Origin of the sequence: Streptomyces sp. CS113 (genome assembly GCF_002188365.1) — a bacterium.
In the GTDB taxonomy this organism is placed as follows: Bacteria; Actinomycetota; Actinomycetes; order Streptomycetales; family Streptomycetaceae; genus Streptomyces; species Streptomyces tendae.
Genome location: NZ_KZ195574.1, coordinates 1,263,466 through 1,277,497, shown reverse-complemented (window position 1 = coordinate 1,277,497; position 14,032 = coordinate 1,263,466). Strand labels below are relative to the sequence as shown.

Annotated in this window: 15 protein-coding genes; 7 read left to right on the top strand and 8 right to left on the bottom strand. The window is 73.6% G+C overall.

The window, feature by feature from the left end; all coding sequences use genetic code 11:
- Positions 1–141 precede the first annotated feature (141 nt).
- The gene (locus tag B9W62_RS05535; RefSeq protein WP_087805732.1) at positions 142–1,200 is read left to right on the top strand and encodes a LacI family DNA-binding transcriptional regulator; all 1,059 of its coding nucleotides are present in this window, start codon (positions 142–144) and stop codon (positions 1,198–1,200) included.
- A gap of 636 nt (positions 1,201–1,836) precedes the next feature.
- Here B9W62_RS05535 and B9W62_RS05530 read toward each other — a convergent pair.
- On the bottom strand, positions 1,837–2,622 hold the full coding sequence (locus tag B9W62_RS05530; RefSeq protein ID WP_087805730.1) for a VOC family protein: 786 nt from the start codon (positions 2,620–2,622) through the stop codon (positions 1,837–1,839).
- Positions 2,623–2,813: 191 nt separating this feature from the next.
- On the opposite strand from B9W62_RS05530, the gene B9W62_RS05525 reads away from it, so the two are divergent.
- Positions 2,814–3,059: a WhiB family transcriptional regulator gene (locus B9W62_RS05525; protein ID WP_087811758.1), complete on the top strand. Its 246-nt coding sequence runs from the start codon at positions 2,814–2,816 to the stop codon at positions 3,057–3,059.
- Between the two features lie 178 nt (positions 3,060–3,237).
- Here the strand turns inward: B9W62_RS05525 and B9W62_RS05520 are convergent, their stop codons facing one another.
- From B9W62_RS05520 to B9W62_RS05505, 4 genes are all read right to left on the bottom strand, one after another.
- Positions 3,238–4,212, bottom strand: a complete 975-nt coding sequence (locus tag B9W62_RS05520) for an acyl-ACP desaturase (protein ID WP_087805728.1) — start codon at positions 4,210–4,212, stop codon at positions 3,238–3,240.
- Positions 4,213–4,420: 208 nt separating this feature from the next.
- Entirely contained in the window at positions 4,421–5,197 is a 777-nt protein-coding gene (gene ddaH, locus B9W62_RS05515; RefSeq protein ID WP_087805726.1) for a dimethylargininase, read from the bottom strand.
- Between the two features lie 116 nt (positions 5,198–5,313).
- On the bottom strand, positions 5,314–7,572 hold the full coding sequence (locus B9W62_RS05510) for an ATP-binding cassette domain-containing protein (RefSeq protein ID WP_087805725.1): 2,259 nt from the start codon (positions 7,570–7,572) through the stop codon (positions 5,314–5,316).
- Positions 7,573–7,582: 10 nt separating this feature from the next.
- A complete protein-coding gene (locus B9W62_RS05505) occupies positions 7,583–9,217 on the bottom strand; it encodes an ABC-F family ATP-binding cassette domain-containing protein (RefSeq protein WP_087805723.1) in 1,635 nt (544 codons plus the stop codon).
- 299 nt (positions 9,218–9,516) lie between these two features.
- Here B9W62_RS05505 and B9W62_RS05500 point away from each other — a divergent pair, with 299 nt between their 5' ends.
- A complete protein-coding gene (locus tag B9W62_RS05500) occupies positions 9,517–10,188 on the top strand; it encodes a GOLPH3/VPS74 family protein (protein ID WP_087805721.1) in 672 nt (223 codons plus the stop codon).
- Between the two features lie 33 nt (positions 10,189–10,221).
- Here B9W62_RS05500 and B9W62_RS05495 read toward each other — a convergent pair whose 3' ends face one another.
- Positions 10,222–10,638, bottom strand: a complete 417-nt coding sequence (locus tag B9W62_RS05495; protein WP_087805720.1) for a spore wall synthesis regulator SsgD — start codon at positions 10,636–10,638, stop codon at positions 10,222–10,224.
- A 326-nt stretch (positions 10,639–10,964) separates the two neighbouring features.
- Here B9W62_RS05495 and B9W62_RS05490 point away from each other — a divergent pair, with 326 nt between their 5' ends.
- Both B9W62_RS05490 and B9W62_RS05485 read left to right on the top strand, forming a co-directional pair.
- Entirely contained in the window at positions 10,965–12,011 is a 1,047-nt protein-coding gene (locus B9W62_RS05490) for a WD40/YVTN/BNR-like repeat-containing protein (RefSeq protein ID WP_087805718.1), read from the top strand.
- Between the two features lie 72 nt (positions 12,012–12,083).
- Positions 12,084–12,413, top strand: coding sequence for a plasmid stabilization protein (locus tag B9W62_RS05485; RefSeq protein WP_087805716.1), 330 nt, complete (start codon positions 12,084–12,086; stop codon positions 12,411–12,413).
- Positions 12,414–12,423: 10 nt separating this feature from the next.
- Here the strand turns inward: B9W62_RS05485 and B9W62_RS05480 are convergent, their stop codons facing one another.
- Positions 12,424–12,720: a YciI family protein gene (locus B9W62_RS05480; RefSeq protein WP_076977403.1), complete on the bottom strand. Its 297-nt coding sequence runs from the start codon at positions 12,718–12,720 to the stop codon at positions 12,424–12,426.
- Between the two features lie 41 nt (positions 12,721–12,761).
- On the opposite strand from B9W62_RS05480, the gene B9W62_RS05475 reads away from it, so the two are divergent.
- Complete coding sequence (locus B9W62_RS05475; protein ID WP_087805714.1) at positions 12,762–13,463, top strand: endonuclease V; 702 nt, start codon at positions 12,762–12,764, stop codon at positions 13,461–13,463.
- On the opposite strand, the gene B9W62_RS05470 is transcribed toward B9W62_RS05475, so the two are convergent.
- The gene (locus B9W62_RS05470) at positions 13,451–13,645 is read right to left on the bottom strand and encodes a hypothetical protein (protein WP_107424191.1); all 195 of its coding nucleotides are present in this window, start codon (positions 13,643–13,645) and stop codon (positions 13,451–13,453) included. The genes B9W62_RS05475 and B9W62_RS05470 overlap by 13 nt on opposite strands.
- A 179-nt stretch (positions 13,646–13,824) precedes the next feature.
- Between B9W62_RS05470 and mmpA the strand changes: the two genes are divergently transcribed.
- A complete protein-coding gene (gene mmpA, locus B9W62_RS05465; RefSeq protein WP_087805712.1) occupies positions 13,825–13,971 on the top strand; it encodes a morphogenic membrane protein MmpA in 147 nt (48 codons plus the stop codon).
- Positions 13,972–14,032 lie beyond the last annotated feature (61 nt).

The window sequence follows — 14,032 nt, the reverse complement described above, 5'->3', positions numbered from 1 at the left end:
GCGACGACGGCCGGACGGCCGGTGATCGCACCGGCCTCCCGCCCACGGACGCTCCGGGTCCCGGGAGCGTCCCGGGAGCGCCCCCTCCCGGCCCACGGCCTGCCGCTATCCTGAGCCGCAGCCGCCGAGGAGGAGCCGCCCGTGACCGAGACCGCGCCGCGCCCCACGCTCGAGGCCGTGGCCGAGCGCGCCGGGGTCTCGCGGGCCACCGTGTCCCGTGTGGTCAACGGTGCCCACGGGGTGCGGGACGCGCTGGCCGAGCGGGTCCGGCGCGCGGTGGAGGAACTCGGGTACGTGCCCAACCACGCCGCCCGCTCCCTGGTGACCCGGCGGCACCAGGCCGTCGCCGTCGTCGCCGCGGAACCGGAGACACGGGTCTTCGCCGACCCCTACTTCGCCCAGCAACTGCGCGGCATCAGCAAGGAACTGACGGCCCAGGACAACCAGCTCGTGCTGCTGCTCACCGAGGGCCGCGAGGACCACGCCCGCGTCGGGCGCTACCTGGCCGGCGGGCACGTGGACGGTGCCCTCGTCTTCTCGCTGCACCTGCACGACCCGCTGCCCGGCCTGGTCCGCAGCGCCGGCGTGCCGACCGTCTTCGGCGGGCGCCCCGACTGGGACGACGGGCGGGACGACGTGGTCTACGTGGACAGCGACAACCGCGGCGGCGCCCGTTCGGCCGTCCAGCACCTGGCCGGGCTCGGCCGTACCCGCATCGCGCACATCACCGGCCCGCTCGACCAGACCTCGGCCGCGGACCGGCTCGCGGGCTTCCGCGACATCCGGGCGGGCGCCGACCCCGGACTGGTCGCGCGGGGGGACTTCACCGCGGGCGGCGGGGAGCGGGCGATGCGGGAACTGCTCGACCGGTGCCCCGGCCTGGACGCCGTGTTCGCGGCCAACGACCTCACCGCGGCGGGCGCCCTGCGGGTGCTGCGCGAGCGCGGGCGGCGGGTGCCGGACGACGTGGCGGTGGTGGGCTTCGACGACATGCTGCCCGTCGCCGAACAGACCGACCCGCCGCTGACCACCGTCCGCCAGGACATCGAGGGCATGGGTCGGCTGATGGCCCGCCTGCTGCTGCGCGGCCTGGACCGGGGGACACCCGACGACGCGGCACCCGACGACGCGGAGGCCCCGGCCCCCGCCCCGCCCGGCGTGATCCTGCCGACCACCCTGGTCCACCGCGCCACGGCCTGAGCCGGCCGCGCCGCGGCGTTGCCCCGGACGGCATCCGGGCTCGGAGACGGGACCCGCCCACTTCGCCGCGGCGTTGCCCCGTCCCGCCCCTGCCCGGAGACGGGACCCGCCCGCCCGTGACCCCGGACGCCGGGACGGCCGCGTACGACCGTGACTACCGGGTGTCTTGCGGCGGGCCCCCGCATGGTCTCCCGCGTCGCCGGGCGGGCCCGGGTGGGGCGGGCACCCGGGCAGGCCCCGGGCGGGCCCGGCGTGTGCGCAGGCACCGACCGGGCAGGGGAGGGACGTGTCGGGTACGTGAACCCGGGATGCCGGGGCCGCTGCGCGAGTCGGGCGGCCGGGGCGTCGGGGGCGTCTGCGTGTGCGGGGCGGCCGTGGGCGCCTCGGGGACGTCTGCGATAGCTGGGCGGCCGGGGTCTCGGGGACGTCTGCGATAGCTGGGCGGCCGGGGTCTCGGGGACGTCTGCGATGGCGGGGCGGCTGGGGGCCTCGGGGCCGCCTTCATGAGTGGGGCGGCCGGGGCCTCGGGTGCCCCGCGGCAGAGGCGTGACCGGCGGGGGGCCGGTGGAGCCCGGGAAGGCGGGCCCCGTGCGGGCGTCGGGCGGCGCGCCCCTGTGCCCGCCCCCGTGCCCTGCCCTACCCCTGGCGCGGTGCCGGCCTGAGGATCGCGAAGCGGGCGCCGTACGGGTCGGCCAGGCGGGCGACGCGGCCGACTCCCTCGATGTCCGTGGCGGGCACCAGTACCGTGCCGCCCAGCTCCGTGGTCCGGGCGACCGCGGTGTCCGCGTCGTCGACCGCGAGGTACGGCAGCCACCCGGCGTCCGTGTCCGCCGGGTCCTCGGCGAGCGGCACCATGCCGCCGAACATGGCCTCCTCGCCCTCTCCGGCCGGATTGACGCAGGTGTAGGAGCCGTCGGGGAAGGAGACGCCGGAAGTCTCCAGGCCGAGCACCGCACGGTAGTACGCGGCGGCGGCCGCGATGTCCGCCGTGTGCAGCTCGACCCAGCACAGCGCGCCCGTCTCGCCGGCCACGTCCAGTCCGCCGCGCCGCCCCGGCTGCCAGATGCCGAACGGCACCCCGGCCCGGTCGGCGAGGATCGCCATCGTGCCCTGGTCCATGACGTCCATCGGCTGCACGAGGACACCGCCGTGCGCCTGCTCGGAGGCCCTGGCCGCGGCGTGGGTGTCCGGCGCGTGGAAGTACACGGTCCAGGACGGCGGGCCCTGCTCCTCGGTCGTACCCATGCCGCCGGCCACGATCCGGCCGTCCAGCTCGAAGAAGCCGTACCCCCCGGCCTCCGGCCCCGCCGACCGGAACCGCCAGCCGAAGAGGCCGCCGTAGAAGGACGTGGCGCCGTCGAGATCCGGGGTGCCGACGTCGAGCCAGTTCGGCGCGCCGGTGACGAAACGGGTGGTGAGCATGATCGCCCTCCTCGGAAGGGTCCCGTTGCCTGCTCTTCCGAGTCTTCCACCGACCACCGGCAACCGCTTCCGCGCGCCGCCGTGCGCCGCCGTGCCCGGCGGAGGACGATCTGATCGGCTGGGGGTGGGGGACGCGCGGCGTTGATACCGCGTTGATCGAACGTTTTTCGCCGCCCGGCACGCTGCTGCGCATGCACATCGAGACGACCACGACGCCCGACCTCAGCTGGCAGGAGGACGCGTTGTGCGCGCAGACCGGGGGAGACTTCTTCTTCCCCGAGCCCGGCAGCTCCGTACGGGACGCGAAGCGGATCTGCGCCCTGTGCCCGATCCGCTCGTCCTGCCTGGAGTTCGCGCTGAGCAACGACGAGCGCTTCGGCGTCTGGGGCGGCCTGTCGGAGAAGGAGCGGCTGGCCCTGCGGCGCACCACTCCCTGAACTCCACCCACCGCACCCCGAGCGCGCGCCCGCCGTGACGCACTGTGCCGGCACCGGCACCGGCACCGGCACGGCGGCGCTCGGCGGGCGCGGGGACTGGCCCGCGCCCTGGTGGGACCTGTCGCGCGAGCTGCGCCGCCACCCGGTCCCCGAGGTACGCGACGCGGCCCGGGGGCGGTCAGCCTGCCGCGCGGGCCGCCATCCGGGCCTTGCGCGCCGCCAGCTTCTCGTCGAACTTGGCGGCCTCGGCGTCCAGCCCGCCCATGTACAGTCCCAGTTCCTCCTGGGCCGCCTGCCCGTCGGGGCCGAGGCCGTCGATCTCCATGATCTTCAGGAAGCGCAGCACGGGCTGGATCACGTCGTCGTGGTGGATGCGCAGGTTGTAGACCTCGCCGATCGCCATCTGCGCGGCCGCACGCTCGAAGCCGGGCATGCCGTGACCGGGCATCCGGAAGTTGACGACCACGTCCCGGACCGCCTGCATCGTCAGGTCGGGTGCCAGTTCGAAGGCCGCCTTGAGCAGGTTCCGGTAGAAGACCATGTGCAGGTTCTCGTCGGTCGCGATGCGGGCCAGCATGCGGTCGCAGACCGGGTCGCCGGACTGGTGGCCCGTGTTGCGGTGCGAGATGCGGGTGGCCAGCTCCTGGAAGGCCACGTAGGCCACCGAGTGCAGCATCGAGTGCCGGTTGTCCGACTCGAAGCCCTCACTCATGTGGGCCATGCGGAACTGCTCCAGCTTGTCCGGGTCGACCGCGCGCGAGGCGAGCAGGTAGTCGCGCATCACGATGCCGTGCCGGCCCTCCTCCGCGGTCCAGCGGTGCACCCAGGTGCCCCAGGCGCCGTCGCGGCCGAAGAGGCTGGCGATCTCGTGGTGGTAGCTGGGGAGGTTGTCCTCCGTCAGGAGGTTCACCACGAGGGCGATCCGGCCGATCTCGGTGACCTTGGACTGACCCTTCTCCCAGGCCTCGCCGTCCTCGAAGAACCCGGGGAAGTTGCGGCCGTCGCTCCAGGGCACGTACTCGTGCGGCATCCAGTCCTTGGTGACCTTCAGGTGCCGGTTGAGTTCGGTCTCGACCACTTCCTCCAGCGCGTACAGCAGCCGGGCGTCGGTCCATTCGGCGGAACTGCCGAGGTGCGGGGAGACGATCGTCACGAATAACTCCAGGGGGACGTACGACAGTGCGGTGCGGCCGGCGAGCGGTGCCGGGGAACCTACGGGATCGTAGGCTACGAAACCGTAGGTTACGAGACCGTAGGTTAAACGCACTGTAAAGGTCGCTGATCAGCCACCGTCCGGCGGTACCCCGCGAGGCCCCGAGACCCGCAGGTCCAGGGCCGTACGGACGCCCGGTGCACCGCGCTCAGGCGTACAGCTCCCGCAGCCGGACCGAGAGGCACGTCACACAGCCCTCGAGTTTCTCGAACTCCCCGATGTCGACGAGCACCGGCTCGTGACCGAGGTCGGCGAGCAGCTCCGCCGTCTTCGGCGCGCTCGCCGCCATCAGCAGCTTGCTCCCGCCGAGCAGCACCACGTGCGCCCCCGACTCCTCCGGCACCGGCAGGAACCGGGGGAACAGCGAGGGCACGTCCGTCATCGGGATGTGCCCGAGCACCGTCCCGTCCGGCAGCGCGGTGACCGCCGACTTCAGGTGCAGCACCTTGCTCACCGGCACCGCGACCACCCGCGCGCCCAGCGGCTCGAACGCCGCCCGCAACTGCTGGACACCGGCCGCGTTGGTGCGCCCGCCGCGACCCACGTAGATCGTGTCACCGACCTTCAGGACGTCGCCGCCCTCCAGGGTGCCCGGCTCCCAGACCCAGTTGACCGAGCAGCCGAGCCGGGCCACGGCCTCCTCGACGCCGGCCGTCTCCGCGCGCCGCGACTCGGCGCCGGGCCGCGTGATCAGCGCGACGTTGCGGTACACGACGACCGCGTCCTCGACGAAGACCGAGTCCGGGCAGTCGTCCGCCGGGTCCACCTCCAGCGTCTCCCAGCCGTGCGCTCCGAGTGCCTCGACGTAGGCGTCCCACTGCTCCAGGGCCAGGGCCTGATCGACCTTCTCCCGCTCGATGTGCGTCACCAGCCCCTCGGCGAGCCGGGAGCTGGGGCGGCGGACGAGGGCCTTCTTGCTGGGCACGCGGAACCTTTCGCATCGGCGTGGACCTGCGCCTGTCGGGCGCCGGCGGGAAGGCGCCCGTGACGGGGCGCCGGTTCGCCATCATGCAGCGGGGACCTGTGCGGACGGAACCCCCGTCAGCCCCTCGTAGCCCTCCTGAGATGCTCAGCGGTGCTGGAGCCGCGGACCGCGAGCAGTTCGCGCGGAGTGCCCTCGAAGATCACCCGGCCGCCGTCCCGTCCCCCGTCCGGACCGAGGTCGATCACCCGGTCGGCGTGCGCCACCACGTCCAGGTTGTGCTCGACCACCACGACCGTGTTGCCGGTGTCCACCAGCCGGTCCAGCAGGGCGAGCAGCCCCTCCACGTCCGACATGTGCAGTCCGGTGGTCGGCTCGTCCAGTACGTAGACGGCGCCGGTGCGGTGCAGCCTGGTGGCCAGTTTGATCCGCTGGCGTTCGCCGCCGGAGAGCGTGGACAGCGGCTGCCCGAGGGTGAGGTAGGTGAGGCCGACGTCGCGCAGGGTGCGCAGCCGACGGCGTACGCCGGTGTCGGAGAAGAAGCCGAGGGCCTGGCCGGCGGTCATCGCCAGCACGTCGGCGACGGACCGGCCGTCGACGGTCAGCCGCAGCACCTCCTCCCGGAAGCGCCGCCCCTCGCAGTCGTGGCAGGTGGTCGTGACCGGGTCCATGAAGGCGAGGTCGGTGTGGATGATCCCGCGCCCCTCGCAGGTGCCGCAGGCCCCTGCCGAGTTGAAGCTGAAGAACCCCGGCTCGGCACCGGTCTCCCGCGCGAAGACCTTCCGCACCGTGTCCATGATCCCGAGGTACGTCGCCGGGGTGGAGCGGGCCGAGATGCCGATGGCCGACTGGTCGACGACCACGGCGTTCGGGTGGGCGGCGGTCAGCTCCGCGACCAGCGTGCTCTTGCCCGACCCGGCGACCCCGGTGACCGCGGTGAGCACCCCGGTCGCGAACGCCACCGTCACCTCCCGCAGGTTGTGCCGGTCGGCGCCCTTGACCCACAGCTCGCCGGTCGCCGTCCGTACGGTGTCCTTCACCGCCGTACGCCGCCGCAGGCACCGCCCGGTGAGGGTGTCCGACGCGGCCAGTTCCTCCGGAGTCCCCTCGAACACCACCAGGCCGCCGTCGGCACCGGCCCGCGGCCCCATGTCGACGACGTGGTCGGCCAGCGCGACGACGTCCGGGTCGTGCTCGACCACCAGCACGGTGTTGCCCTTGTCGCGCAGCCGCAGCAGCAGGTCGCCCAGGCGCCCGACGTCCCGCGGGTGCAGTCCGACGCTGGGCTCGTCGAAGATGTACGTCATCCCGGTCAGGCTGGACCCGAGGTGCCGCACGGTCTTCAGCCGCTGCCCCTCGCCGCCGGACAGGGTGGCGGTCTCCCGGTCCAGGCTGAGATAGCCGAGACCGATCGCCTCCACCCGCTCCAGGGCGGCCACCGCGGCCGTGGCGACGGGCAGGGCCACCGGGTCGGTGATCCGGCGCAGCACGGCGATCAGATCGGTGATCTGCATCCGCGAGCAGTCGGCGATGGAGTGCCCCTCGATCCGGGTCGCGAGCGCGGCCGCGTTCAGCCGGGCCCCGCCGCAGTCGGGGCAGCGGGCCTCGACCAGGAAGCCGCGCACGAGGTCCCGGGTCTTCTCGCTCATGCCGGACAGGTCCCGCTTGAGGTACAGCCGTTCGAACCGGTCGGCGAGCCCCTCGTAGTCGGTGCTCCACGTTCCGCCCGAGCCGCTGACGGTGACCTTGCTGCCGGGCCGCCCGCGCATCAGGAAGGCGCGCTCGGCCGCCGTGAAGTCGCCGACCGGCTTGCCGGTGTCCAGCTCCCGCGTGTTGGTGTAGGTCCGCCCCTGCCAGGTCCCGGCCGCGAACGGCGGGAAGCGGACCGCGCCGCCGGCCAGCGACCTGGCCGGGTCCAGGATCCGCTCCCAGTCGGGCTGCACCCGGCGGCCCAGGCCGTCGCAGCCGGGGCACATGCCCGACGGGTCGTTGAACGAGTACGCCGTGGCCCCTCCGGCGCTGGGGGTGCCGTGCCGGGAGAACAGCACCCGCAGCACCGAGTGGATGTCGGTCATCGTGCCGACCGTGGACCGCGAGTGGCCGCCGACCGGCCGCTGGTCGACGACGATCGCGGGGGTCAGGCCCTCCAGGGCGTCCGCGTGCGGCCGCTCGTACTTGGGCAGCCGGTTGCGCACGAACCACGTGAACGTCTCGTTCAGCTGGCGCTGCGACTCCACCGCGATCGTGTCGAACACGACCGACGACTTCCCCGATCCCGAAACGCCGGTGAACACGGTCAGCCGGCCCTTCGGGATGCGGAGTGTGACGTCCTGGAGGTTGTTCTCCCTGGCCCCGGTGATGCTGATGAACTCGCTCATGCGAGGGACGCTAGGCGGGATACCCGACAGCTTCTGGCGTGATTTCCCGCAGTTCTCCCTCCTCGAACAGCAGCCAGCGCGTGATGCCGAGCGACTCCAGGAACGGCAGGTCGTGGCTGGCCACGATCAGCGCCCCCTCGTACGCCTCCAGCGCGCTGGTGAGCTGCCGTACGCTCGCCAGGTCCAGGTTGTTGGTCGGCTCGTCCAGCATCAGCAGCTGCGGCGCGGGCTCGGCCAGCATCAGCGCCGCCAGCGCCGCCCGGAAGCGCTCGCCGCCGGAGAGCGTGGCGGCCTGCTGGTCGGCGCGGGCGCCCCGGAACAGGAAGCGTGCCAGCCGCGCCCGGATCCGGTTGTTGGTGGCGCCCGGCGCGAACCGGGCCACGTTCTCGGCGACGCTCAGCCCGTCGTCCAGGACGTCCAGGCGCTGCGGCAGGAACCGCAGCGGCACGTGCGCCGTCGCCTCGCCCGCCACCGGCGCCAGCTCCCCGGCGACGGTGCGCAGCAGCGTGGTCTTGCCCGCGCCGTTGCGCCCGACCAGCGCGACCCGTTCGGGGCCGTGCAGATCGAGGCCGCCCCTCACGCGGGCGCCGTACACCAGCTCCAGCTCCCGCACGGTGAGCACGGTCCGGCCCGGCGGCACGGCCGTGTACGGCAGGTCGACGCGGATCTCGTCGTCGTCCCGTACGGCCTCCACCGCGTCGTCGAGCCGTTCCTTCGCCTCGGCGAGCTTCTCCTCGTGCATGATGCGGTACTTGCCGGCCGACTGCTGCGCCGTGCGGGCACGCAGCTTCATCACGGCCCGGGGCTCGCGCTTGGTGTCGTACATCTTCTGTCCGTAGCGCCTGCGACGGGCCAGCACGACCTGCGCGTCGGCCAGTTCGCGCTTCTGCTTGCGCAGATCGGACTCGGCGACCCGCACCATCCGCTCGGCCGCCTCCTGCTCCACGGCCAGCGCCTCCTCGTACGCGGTGAAATCGCCGCCGTACCAGGTGACCGAGCCGGAGCGCAGGTCGGCGATCTGGTCGACCCGTTCCAGCAGCTCGCGGTCGTGGCTGACCACGACCAGCACACCCGGCCAGGACTCGACGGCCGCGTACAGCCGCCGGCGGGCGTAGACGTCGAGGTTGTTGGTGGGCTCGTCCAGGAGCAGGACGTCGGGCCGGCGCAGCAGCAGCGCGGCCAGCCGCAGCAGTACCGACTCGCCGCCCGAGACCTCGCCGACGGTGCGGTCCAGGCCCACGTGGCCGAGGCCCAGCTCGCCGAGCGTGGCGAGGGCGCGCTCCTCGACGTCCCAGTCGTCGCCGACGGTCTCGAAGCGCTCCGCGCTCACGTCGCCCGCCTCGATGGCGTGCAGCGCGGCCCGCCGCGCGTCGATGCCGAGCGCCTCGTCGACCCGCAGCGCGGTGTCGAGCGTGACGTTCTGCGGCAGGTAGCCCACCTCGCCGGACACCCGGACGGTGCCGTCGGCCGGGGTGAGCCGTCCGGCGATCAGCTTCAACAGGGTTGACTTCCCGGCGCCGTTGACGCCGACGAGCCCGGTCCTGCCGGGGCCGAAGGCGACGTCGAGCCCCTCGAAGACGGTGGTGCCGTCGGGCCAGGCGAAGGACAGGGACGTACAGGCGAGAGAAGTGGGGGAGTGTGACATACGGGTCTCCGCGGTTGCTCGAAGCGGTCAGGGGCAAACGCGTATCGAGACACCGGAAGCGGGCGGCCACCGTCGGACGAGGGGAGGGCATGAGGGAAGCCCTGCTCCGTCAGAGGCTCGGACGGCTCGAACGCCGAGGTCGCACGCGGCGCACACACGTGAGATACGTGTGAGGCGGTGTCTCAGGACCTCAGACGAGCAACGTCCTTCTCCAATCGGTGGCAACAGAAGCGGTACCGAACATAAAGAGAGACCGGTTGGCCCGTCAACGCATTTACGCGGAACCCGAGGAGGCCCCCGTGCCCAACGGCTCGCTCTCACTGCCGGCCCGGCTCTGCCTGCTGGCCTGGGACCCCGCGGGGTCCACCGCCACCGACACCGCCCGGGTCCAGCACCTGGTGCGCGCCGGTGCGCTCACCGAGCTGGCCCAGCACGGTCTGCTCACCGACGACGAGGGCATCGCCACCCCCGCCGACCTGGACTCCCGCACCGGGGACGCCGTCCTCGACGGGCTCCTCGAACTCGTCCGCGAGTCGCTGCCGCACCGGTGGCGCACCTGGGTGCGGCTGCACGCCCGGGTCACCTTCGACGCCGTACGGGAGCAGTTGGTGGCCGAGGGGTACCTGCGGGCCGAGAAGAGGCGCGTGCTCGGCGTGTTCCCGTCCGTGGAGTACGTGCTCGCGCGCGAGGCCGTGGCGCGGGCGCTGCGCGAGGATGCGCGCCAGGTCGTCGAGGGGCCGCAGGCGGCCGGTGAGGTGTCCGAGCGGGACGCGGCCCTGGCCGCGCTGGCGGCCGCCGCCGGACTGGGTGTGCCCAGGGACTCGGTGAGCGGCGTGCGCGGACGGGAGCGGATCACGGAGCTGACTCGCCGGTGCGCGAGCGCGGCACCCGGCATGCGGAAGATCGTGGGCGAGGTGTGGGACGCGGTGAGCGACGAGGGCGCGCGGTCACCGGTGTCCGCGCGCGGCTGAGCGCCGTCCGTCGCCGCGCGACCGGGGGCGAGGTCAGCAGCCCTCGCGCATCAGCTCCGCCAGGTCGTGGTCCAGGTCCAGCTGAAGGTGCTCCAGACCCACCGGCACCAGCTCGCCGGCGGCGTGCAGGAACCGGCGCAGCTCGCCCGAGCGGACGTGGATCACGGCGGTGCCCTCGGGCGCGTGGAACTCCAGCACGGTGCGGTCGTACCCGTACGGACGCACCCGGACGTCGCCGTGGCCGTTCGGCTCCCGCATCCCGGCGATGAGCAGCTCGCGGGAGAAGGTCCAGCAGACCTCCACGCCCTCCAGGGTGGCCGGGGCCGGGAAGGTCATGCGGACGGCGAACGGGTCGGCGCGGTCGTAGTGCAGGGTCGCGGGAATGTTCGGCATGCGCGGCGCGGCGGCGACGAGACGCGCCTCGACGGGCTGATCGATGACGGTGGACAACGCCTTGCTCCCTCGTGACGGCTGGACGGGCTTCGCGGGTGGTACGGGCCGGGCACTGGAAGAGACGTCGGAATCAGCCCATCCGTGCACACGACGAGCGAGTGACCTCTGTCACCGCGTTCATGCCCCGCGGGCCCCAGGAGTGACACGCCTCTCCTCCCGTGTCCCGCAGGGCACTTGCGGCACGCCCGCACCGAGCGCCCGGGCGGTCGCGGCCCTCTGGACGGCGCGCGGACCGTGGGCTAGCTTCGCCCGCCATGAGGCGCTTGGGAAGCACGCGACGCACGGTACGGTCCGTTCGAGCCGGCGGCAGGCGTACGGGGCGGGTGGCGCTCGCGGGAGCGGTCTGCGCGGCGGCGCTGGCCGCGCTGACCGCCGTACCCGCCCAGGCGCACCCGCGGCCGCAGTGGGACGTGAAGGACACCGGGGTCTCGGACGTCCGGTTCCGCGGTCTCGCCGCCGTCAGCCGGCACACCGCCTGGGCGGCCGGCACCGGGGGCACGGTCCTGCGGACCACCGACGGCGGCGGCACCTGGCGCGACGTCTCCCCGTCCGGCGCCGGTGAACTGGAGTTCCGGGACATCGAGGCCTTCGACGCCCGCCGGGCCGTGGCCCTGTCCATCGGCGAGGGCGAGGCGTCCCGCGTCTACCGCACCGACGACGGCGGGGCGACCTGGACCGAGTCCTTCCGCAACACCGACGCGCGGGCCTTCTACGACTGCCTCACCTTCTTCGACCGCCGGCACGGCCTCGCCATGAGCGACCCGGTGGACGGGAAGTTCCGCATCCTGTCGACCAGCGACGGCGGCCGCTCCTGGAAGGTGCTGCCCGCCGCGGGCATGCCGGCCGCGCAGGACGGCGAGGCCGGGTTCGCGGCGAGCGGCCAGTGCCTGGTCTCCGCCGGGCCGAGGGACGTGTGGCTGGCCACCGGCGGGGCCGCACGCGCGCGTGTGCTGCACTCCGCCGACCGCGGGCTCACCTGGACTGCCACCGACGCCCCGATCCCGGCCGGCGACCCCGCCCGCGGTGTCTTCGCCCTCGCCTTCCGCGACCGCGCCCACGGCCTCGCCGTCGGCGGCGACTACCGCCCCGAGCAGGCCTCCCCGCGGGCCGCCGCCCGGACCGCCGACGCCGGCCGCACCTGGCGCCCCGCCGACCGCCCGCCGCCCGCCTACCGCTCCGGCGTCGCCTGGCTCCCGCACAGCCGCTCCGCCGCCCTCGCCGTCGGCCCCACCGGCACCGATCTCACCACGGACGGCGGCCACACCTGGCGCACCGTCGACACCGGGTCCTACGACACCGTGGACTGCACCCCGGACCTGGGCTGTTGGGCCGCGGGCGAGCAGGGCCGGATCGCCCGGCTGGAGCGCTGACACCGGGCGGGCGGGGGTGTTTGTCCGTAACGTGGGTAACCGTTCGCTGAACGTGAGAGGAAGTGAGCGGACATGCCGAGCGGTTCCAGCTCCAAGCGGGAGCGGCAGTACGAGCACATCAAGAAGAGCGCGAAGGACCGCGGCGAGAGTACCGGCCGCGCCAAGGAGATCGCGGCGCGGACGGTGAACAAGGAGCGCGCGCAGTCCGGCGAGTCCAAGACCGCCAGCCGCACCTCGACGCAGGACATGTCGCCGAGCAAGCGCGGCGGCCGGCGCTCCGGGAACCGCCAGGGACCCCAGGGGCCCACCTACGACCAGCTGTACGAGGAGGCCAAGCGCCGCGGCGTCCACGGCCGTTCGAGCATGAAGAAGGGCGAGCTGCGCCAGGCGCTCGGCAAGTGAGCCGCCGTCCTCAGCCGAGCGTCTCCCGGTAGCGCTCCAGCGCGGGCGCCGTCTTCGTGGCGACGAACTCGGTGACGCGGTACTCGCACACGCCCGCCCGGACGAACGGGTCGCCCGCGGTGATCTCCTCGATCCGCGCACGGTCCCCCGCGACGGCGAGGATCACCCCGCCGTCGCGGGGTTCCTTGCGCCCGGACGCCAGGAACACGCCCTGCTCGTACAGCCCGTCGAGCCAGACCACATGGTCCGGCAGCACGGCGTCGACGGCGTCGAGCGGGGCGGTGTAGGACAGTTCCAGTACGAACATGATCGCGAGCCTACCCGGGCTCCCGTAGGCTTGCGGCCACGATGACCACCGTGACCGTCCAGATCCCCGCCGACTGGCCCGCGACCGAGGAGCGGGCCCGCGCCGTCCAGGACGAACTGCGCGCTCGCGTGGTGCTCGACGAGCCCGGGCCCCCGCCCGGCACCGGCCGGGTGACCGGCGTGGACGTCGCCTACGACGACGAACGCGACGTCGTCGCGGCGGCGGCCGTCGTGCTGGACGCCGCGACCCTCGCCGTCGTCGCCGAGGCCACGGCCGTCGGGCGGATCTCCTTCCCCTACGTGCCCGGTCTGCTGGCCTTCCGGGAGATCCCGACCGTGCTCGCCGCCCTGGCGGCGCTGCCCTGCGCGCCCGGCCTGGTCGTGTGCGACGGGTACGGCCTGGCCCACCCGCGCCGCTTCGGCCTCGCGAGCCACCTGGGCGTCCTCACCGGCCTGCCCACGATCGGCGTGGCCAAGAACCCGTTCACCTTCACGTACGACGCCCCGGACACACGGCGCGGCAGTACGTCCCCACTGCTCGCCGGCGCCGAGGAGGTCGGGCGTGCGGTGCGCACCCGTGACGCCGTGAAGCCGGTCTTCGTCTCCATCGGGCACCGGGTGGACCTGGCCAACGCCTGCGCCCACACCCTGGCCCTGACGCCCGCCTACCGGCTGCCGGAGACCACCCGCAGGGCCGACGCCCTGTGCCGCGCGGCCCTGCGGGACGCCGCCTACCCGGCCTGATCCTCGACGCTCCAGCGGCCCACCTCCCGGTACGCCGAGTCGTAGATCGCCGAGCCGTCGCCGGCCCGCAGTGCGTAGTGCTTCAGGTTGCCGCCCCAGTACCGCAGGATCCGCTGTAGTTCGCCGGCGGGGTCCTCGGCGAGCGCGCCCTCGTCCATGGTGACTTCGAGAAGGAACTTCATGCCTTCAAGCGTTTCATTGAACTCCTTTTTGGCACTTTGCCGCGCAGGCCGCCCGGTCGCGTCGGGGCAGGTGCCGTGAAGGTGCCGGGAAAGTCTCAAATCGGCCGGTCCGGAGGCTCAGGTGGATCTGAGTATCCGTACGGATGTGCCGCCGCCCGCGGCCCCGGCAGGGTGGACGCATGACGACACACCGCGCACCCGAGTACTCGGCCCAGCCCGGCCGGCCCGTCGAGCGGGCCGTGGTCGCCGGGCTGGTGCTGGCCGTGGGCGCGGGGCTGGCCTGGATCGGCGGGATGATCTACACGATCGCCGGTTGGGCCGGATAGGCCCCGGGCCCTCCGGGCCTGCCGGGCTCACCGGATCTGCCGGGCTCACCGGATCTGCCGG

Coding starts and splice junctions, on each gene's coding strand:
- B9W62_RS05475 (WP_087805714.1), top strand. CDS start 12,762: ATGACCACCGTGACCGTCCAGATCCCCGCCGACTGGCCCGCGACCGAG.
- B9W62_RS05530 (WP_087805730.1), bottom strand. CDS start 2,622: ATGCTCACCACCCGTTTCGTCACCGGCGCGCCGAACTGGCTCGACGTC.
- B9W62_RS05470 (WP_107424191.1), bottom strand. CDS start 13,645: ATGAAGTTCCTTCTCGAAGTCACCATGGACGAGGGCGCGCTCGCCGAG.
- B9W62_RS05480 (WP_076977403.1), bottom strand. CDS start 12,720: ATGTTCGTACTGGAACTGTCCTACACCGCCCCGCTCGACGCCGTCGAC.
- mmpA (WP_087805712.1), top strand. CDS start 13,825: ATGACGACACACCGCGCACCCGAGTACTCGGCCCAGCCCGGCCGGCCC.
- B9W62_RS05505 (WP_087805723.1), bottom strand. CDS start 9,217: ATGTCACACTCCCCCACTTCTCTCGCCTGTACGTCCCTGTCCTTCGCC.
- B9W62_RS05485 (WP_087805716.1), top strand. CDS start 12,084: ATGCCGAGCGGTTCCAGCTCCAAGCGGGAGCGGCAGTACGAGCACATC.
- B9W62_RS05525 (WP_087811758.1), top strand. CDS start 2,814: ATGCACATCGAGACGACCACGACGCCCGACCTCAGCTGGCAGGAGGAC.
- B9W62_RS05510 (WP_087805725.1), bottom strand. CDS start 7,572: ATGAGCGAGTTCATCAGCATCACCGGGGCCAGGGAGAACAACCTCCAG.